Source organism: Sphingomonas sp. ACRSK (assembly GCF_022346685.1).
Taxonomy (GTDB): domain Bacteria; phylum Pseudomonadota; class Alphaproteobacteria; order Sphingomonadales; family Sphingomonadaceae; genus Sphingomonas; species Sphingomonas molluscorum.
On sequence record NZ_JAKRNR010000067.1, the window covers coordinates 1 to 5,920 of the forward strand.

At 67.0% G+C, this 5,920-nt stretch carries 7 protein-coding genes; all 7 read left to right on the forward strand.

Annotation, left to right across the window (positions count from 1 at the left end; all coding sequences use genetic code 11):
* Positions 1 to 101: 101 nt before the first annotated feature.
* Positions 102 to 707, forward strand: coding sequence for a hypothetical protein (locus MHZ35_RS17535; protein WP_239436800.1), 606 nt, complete (start codon positions 102 to 104; stop codon positions 705 to 707).
* The gene (locus tag MHZ35_RS17540; protein WP_239436801.1) at positions 704 to 1,348 is read left to right on the forward strand and encodes a hypothetical protein; all 645 of its coding nucleotides are present in this window, start codon (positions 704 to 706) and stop codon (positions 1,346 to 1,348) included. The genes MHZ35_RS17535 and MHZ35_RS17540 overlap by 4 nt, the downstream gene beginning before the upstream one ends.
* Positions 1,345 to 1,764: a DUF6950 family protein gene (locus MHZ35_RS17545; protein WP_239436802.1), complete on the forward strand. Its 420-nt coding sequence runs from the start codon at positions 1,345 to 1,347 to the stop codon at positions 1,762 to 1,764. Before MHZ35_RS17540 ends, MHZ35_RS17545 begins: the two co-directional genes overlap by 4 nt.
* Complete coding sequence (locus MHZ35_RS17550) at positions 1,764 to 2,282, forward strand: hypothetical protein (RefSeq protein WP_239436803.1); 519 nt, start codon at positions 1,764 to 1,766, stop codon at positions 2,280 to 2,282. The genes MHZ35_RS17545 and MHZ35_RS17550 overlap by 1 nt, the downstream gene beginning before the upstream one ends.
* A 34-nt stretch (positions 2,283 to 2,316) precedes the next feature.
* Entirely contained in the window at positions 2,317 to 4,431 is a 2,115-nt protein-coding gene (locus MHZ35_RS17555) for a hypothetical protein (RefSeq protein WP_239436804.1), read from the forward strand.
* Between the two features lie 58 nt (positions 4,432 to 4,489).
* Positions 4,490 to 4,918, forward strand: coding sequence for a hypothetical protein (locus MHZ35_RS17560; protein ID WP_239436805.1), 429 nt, complete (start codon positions 4,490 to 4,492; stop codon positions 4,916 to 4,918).
* A partial coding sequence (locus MHZ35_RS17565) for a hypothetical protein (protein ID WP_239436806.1) occupies positions 4,915 to 5,920 on the forward strand: 1,006 nt, incomplete at its 3' end. The genes MHZ35_RS17560 and MHZ35_RS17565, both read left to right, overlap by 4 nt.

The following is a 5,920-nucleotide window of genomic DNA, read 5'->3' on the forward strand; positions in this document are numbered from 1 at the left end:
GAGGGGGTGGGCCTTGCGGCGACGCAGGGTGCTTCGGGCGGCGCAGCGATGGCAGAGGCGAATGATATGGAAGCGTCGTTGCGGCGGCTGGGGCGGTACCGGTGAGCGCGATCGAGATCCCACACCTCCGCATCAAGTCGTTCGCGCTTCGCCCACGGCTGTTCAGCGGCGAGCAGGAGGGGGCCCTTGGCGGTCCCGACCTGCCGATCCCGCGGCCCGGCGACCGCTTCGCTGTCGACGTCGCGACGACGCAGTTCCGCAACGAGAGCGAGGGGCGACGGATGGTCGCCGCGCTGTTCGAGGCGAGCAACGGCAGCGCGATCATGCGCATCGTGCAGCCGAACAAGAAGCGGTTGATCGTCGGCAAGGGTGTCATGGTCGACGGCACCGATCAGGGCGGCATGACGCTGTCGCTGCGCGGCCTGGTGCCCGGCGCGGCGCTGACGCGGGGTAACTTCTTCAGCATCGTCCATGGCGGCCAGCGCTACGTCCACATGATCGCCGGCACGGGCTCCGCCATCGCGGACGATGCTGGGCGGATCGCGCTGCCGATCTGGCCGATGCTGCGGTTCCTGACGATCGACGGCGAGCCGGCGGAGTTCGACGCGCCGATGATCGAGGGCAAGCTGCTGGGCTTCGACAAGGGCGCCAGCTTCGTGCGTGCCAAAACCGAGCCGCTGTCGTTCAGCATCCAGGAGCGGGCATGACCTTTCGCCTGACCCCTGCCATGTCGGCGGCGCTGCGCACGGGGCGCTACCCGTTTGCGCCGCTCGTGCGGGTTGCGCTGCCGAGCTACACGCTCTGCCACCTGGTCGGATCGGCCGAGGTGCGGTTCCTCGGCGAGAAGTTCGTGGGGCGCGATCCCCGCTTCGGGATCCTGGCGGCGGCCAGCAATCTGAAGGACGGCGTCAGCGATGAGGCACCAGACTGGTCGTTGACCTTCATCCCGCCGAACGATGCCGTCGCCTCCGAATTGGCAGATGCCACGGCCCAGGGTGGCGAGGTGGGCGGCTGGCTAGGGCTGATCGATCCCGCGACCGGGCGGCTCCTGCCCGAGCCGATCCAGCTGTTCGCGGGCGAGCTCGACGTGCCGCGGATCCGCGTCGGCAAGGGCACCCGGTCGCTGGAGTGGCGCTGCGTCTCTGCGCTGGAGCCCTTCCACGACGAAGAGAAGGGCGCTCGCCTGTCCGACAGCTGGCACCAGCTGGTGTGGCCCGGCGAAACGGGCTGCGCGAACATGACCGGCATCGACAAGACGTCGAACTGGGGCGTGGAGCGCCCGCCCTCGGCGGTGCGGACGACCGGCGGGAGCCTCAATCCCTCCTTCCTGGGGAACATGGCCCTGTGAGCGAGCTCCTCCGCCGCCAGCATGCCGCGCAGGCGGCCGTCGACCGGTTCAAGGGCCAGCCGCTCGCCTATGGCAAGAACGACTGCGTACGGCTGGCAGCGTTCGTCCTGCGCAAGATGGGGCACCGGCCGCAGCTGGCGAAGGCTGGCAGCTACAGCACCGCTCTGGGCGCTGCGCGGGCACTGGAGCGATCCGGCTTCGCGGACCTCGCCGCCGCGATCGACGCGCTGGGACTGCCCCGCATCGCACCGGCCGCCGCATGGGTAGCGGACCTGATCCTGCTGCCAGCCGAGGGGCCGTTCGGAGGCGCGCTGAGCGTCGCGGTCGGGAACGGTCGTGTGCTCGGCTATCACGAAGACGTGGACGGTGCGGACATCCTGCAGCCGGTCAAGTATGTGGTTGCTTGGAGAGTGTGATGCCTGACCTCGAACCACTTGCCGCTGATGCGGTCGCAAAGATCGCAGCCGGAGAGCACGCCGCGGCACGCGCTGACGCTGCCGAGCGAGTGAAGATCCAGGCGTCTCTCGCCGACGGTGCGCTGAAGGCGCTGCTGCTGGTGAATGGCGGAGCAATGGTCGCCCTGTTCACCTTTATCGGAAACCTGCTCGCTCGGGCGGATGCGAAGCCGCTGTTCGACGCCAGCAAGCTATGGCTGGCGTTCGCGTGCTTCGTTGTCGGCTTAGGTGTGGCGCTGATCTGCCACGTGCTGGCGTTCGCATCGCAAGACCGCTTTTATAGGCAGTCGATGATGGAAGCCTGGCGACTGCAGGAGGCGGCGGCCCGGCAACTCTCGACTGCTCCGGGCGAGGCGGAGTTGCGCACCTACCGGCAAGGCGGTCTGCTGTATCTGGCGGGCGTGGCGCTCTCCGTGGTGTCCATCCTCGCGTTCGTGCTTGGTTGTGGTTTTGCTCTCGCGGGCGTGTTGCTCCGCTAACAGACCAACCTTTAGTCCAGCATCGGAGAACCGGATGGCGAAAGCTCTTCGGACGGCGGCGTTCGTCGTCGGCGCGGTGGCGCTTGCGGCAACCGGCGTCGGCGCCGCTGTGTCGCTCGGCGCCCTCGCGGCCAGCGCAACCACGGCAACGATCGCCACGGTCGCGACGGTTGCCCAGGTCAGCGCGGCCGCGCTCTCGATCGCGGCATCCGTCGCGCAGCCGAAGGGCTCGCTCGGCGGAAACCCGACCGAGTTCACGATCGATAAGGAGTCCGGCATCCCGTACGCGATCGGCCGGACCTATTCCGCCGGCAAGGTCGTCCACCGCCAGTATTACGGATCGAAGAACAGCCTGGAGAGCTGGGTAGCGGTTCACAGCCTCGGCCCGATCAAGAGCCTGGGGCCATTCCAGGTCGAAAAGAAGACCGTCAGCTTCGCCGGCGGCGCGGCGCAGGGCACCTATGCCGGCTACATGTGGCTCGACCAGCAACTCGGCGCCTGCCCGGAAGCCCGCGCGCTGCAGGGGCCGCAGGGGCCGTTCCCCGGCTGGGGCCCATCGTCGAAGCTATCCGGCCTCGCGGCGGACCTCTGGACGCTCAAGTTCGACACCAAGGGCAAGAAGTACCCGAACGGCGTGCCGGAGCGTGGCCGGATCCTGGAAGGGGTGTTCGTCTACGATCCGCGCCTCGACAGCACCTATCCGGGCGGCCAGGGTGGTTGCCGGCTGGGGCAGGAGGCTACGTACGTCTACAGCGAGAACCCGGCGCTGCACGCGATCACCTGGGCATATGGCCGGATCCAGAACGGCGTCCTAATCGCCGGCGGCGGCATGAAGGCGATCGGCATCGACCTTCCACCCTTCGTCGAATGGGCCAACGTCTGCGATGCGAACAATTGGAAGGCGGGCGGCGTCGTCTACACCAGTGCCGACAACGGCTGGGACATCCTGAAGATGATCTGCCAGGCGGGCGGCGGCGAGCCGATGCCCGTGGCCGGTCAGCTGTCGGTGACCTTCAACGCGCCGAAGGTGTCGATCGGGCGGATTACCAGCGCCGACATTATCGGCGACGTCGACGTGCCGGGCACGGCATCGCGGCGTGCGCGGCGCAACACGGTGATCGCAAAGGTTCGCCTGGAGAGCCACGGCTGGCAGGTGGTGCCGTTGAACGCGATCCCGATCCCCGACTATGTCGCGGTCGACGGAGGCAGCCGGCCGAGGGAGATTGACTTTCCGCTGGTGCAGCAGGTCGACCAGGGCGCCCAGCTGGGCCTCTATGAAATCCTGAACGGTCGCGAGCTGGAGGGCATTCTTCTTCCCTGCAAGGCCACCATGATCGGGTACCGGCCGGGAGACTGCCTGACGGTCGATATTCCGGAAGCCTCGCTAGTCGAGCGGGACGTCGTGCTGCGCAATCGCGAACTGGACTCCGCCAGCGTCGCCGTGACCTTCACCTGCCGCTCGGAGACGGCGTCGAAGCACAGCTTCGCGCTGGGGCAGAGCGGCACCGCCCCGCCGACGCCCGACCTGTCGATCCCGGAAGTCGACCTCTCGGCACCATCCTCGGCAGACTGGTCGGCGACCGGTACCGTGCTGAGCGCCAACGGAGTGTCGGTGCCAGCCGTGATCGTCACCGGCGCGGCCGACGATCGGCCGATGGCCGGCGTGCTGTTCGAATACCGGCCCTATGCGGCTGGCGCGGATCCGGAGGCGAACTGGAGCGGCGGCGGCCTCGATGGACCCGCGATCGTCCGCAAGGAGATCACCAGCGTCACCTCCGGCACGCAGTACGAGGTGGCGGTGCGGTACATGGTCGGCGGCGCGTACAGCGACCGGCTGGTGCTGGGGCCGGTGACCGCAGGCGACTTTGCGATCGAGAACATGCTCGCCGCCCCGTCGGAGCTTACCGCCAGGCAGAGCGCCCCGCTGAAGGTTGACCTGACCTGGCGCAATCCGAAGTCCGAGGTGTTCGACTATGCGACCATCATCGCCGATGGCGTGGAGGGCGCCGACCAGCTCGTTGGCGGCCTGGGCGCCGTCATGGCTGTGACGGTCGACGCGGCAGTGGGCACGCACAGCTATGCGATCCGCGCCTATGGCAGCGACGGATCGACTGCGACCAGCGCGGCCGTCCAGGTGACCGTTTCGTAACGGTTCCGTCCGCGCACCTTCCTCCGACCGCTCGACGTCCCACCACAAGGGGTAGCTAATGCCAGTCCAACAGACGTTCGCCGCGTCGCGCAATGCGACGTGGGCGCCGACGCTCATCTACCAATATCGAGGACGACCGCTGCCGCTTGCCGGTGCGCGCATCGACATGCAGCTGCGGCTGTATCCAGGGCAGCCAGGCAACGCGATGCTGACGATCCGCAATGTGCCATTCACCGACAAGCTCGTGGGCGGCACAGGGAACTCGGAAGACGACCTTCGAGAGCTGACCCTTGAGCCTTCGGTGAAGCCTGGCGCTGTGGACGGCTCCGAACCAAACACTCTGCGCTCGCTGCCGGGTCTCCAGACGCCCGAGCCCGGCGACCCGCAGACCTTCGCCTTCGACATCCTCATCACCTACGCCGACGGGCAGTCGGAACGACTGGCGGGGGGGAGTTTCATCGCAGATCCGGGAGTGACCATCGCATGAGAGAGATTATTCGAGCACAAGTCGGCGGGCTGCGTGGGCCGGGGCTTACCGATGCGGACAAGGCGATTTTCACGGAGGCGAAGGAGTCTGTTCAACTGAGCGAAGCAGCTGCGGCAGGTTCGGCAACTGCTTCCGGCCTTTCGGCGGAATCCGCGCGTTCATCGGCAGAGCTGGCACGCGCGGCTGTCGCAGTCGCATACAGCACGGAGACGAACGGTCGTGGCTTGCTTTACAAGAGCGACGGCACCCTGAACGGGTGGACCGGCGATACTTCCGCCTGGACCTCCGTGCTGAAGCCCGCGCTGCTGACCTACGGCCCCTCGCCCGTGATTGCGCAAACCCCGGGTCCTCCCGGCAGTAGCGATGCGGGCGGGAACCGCGAAACGTTCCTGTTCATCGACACGGACGGGACTTGGTATGAGTTCTACGGCGCCGGCAACGGTAGTGGGTTGGCTTCCGACCCGCTTAGCCCATGGCGCCCGCAGTACAGCAAGAGCACCGACGGTGGTGTAACCTGGACGAAGCTCGGGGATGTGCCCGGCATCAGCCGCAACCACGGATACGACGACGGGCAGTGGCCTGCCGCAGACAACCTGTTTCTGGATCACCGGGACGGCACCTATTACCTGCACCGTCTCACCGCGGGCAGCGTCTACCAAAACGAGGTATGCAGCGGCCCGTACACTTCCGACGTCTGGTCGGCGTCTAACATCAACGGACCCTACACCTACGTTCGCAACACGGTGACGACCGGCCCGGCCGGGAGCTTCGACGCCAACGACGCCTATGCTTCGTGTATCGTCTTCAGCGCGGGCAACTACTACCTGTTCTACTCCGCCGTCAGCAACGGCCCGAACAATCAGTGGCACATCGGCCTTGCTGTCGGCAGCAGCCCGGCCGGTCCTTTCACCAAGACCGGTTCGCAGGTCTTGCCCGACACCATCCGAGGCCAGGCCGAAAACCCGGAGGTCTTCTTTTCGAAAGAGCTCAACTGCTGGGTGA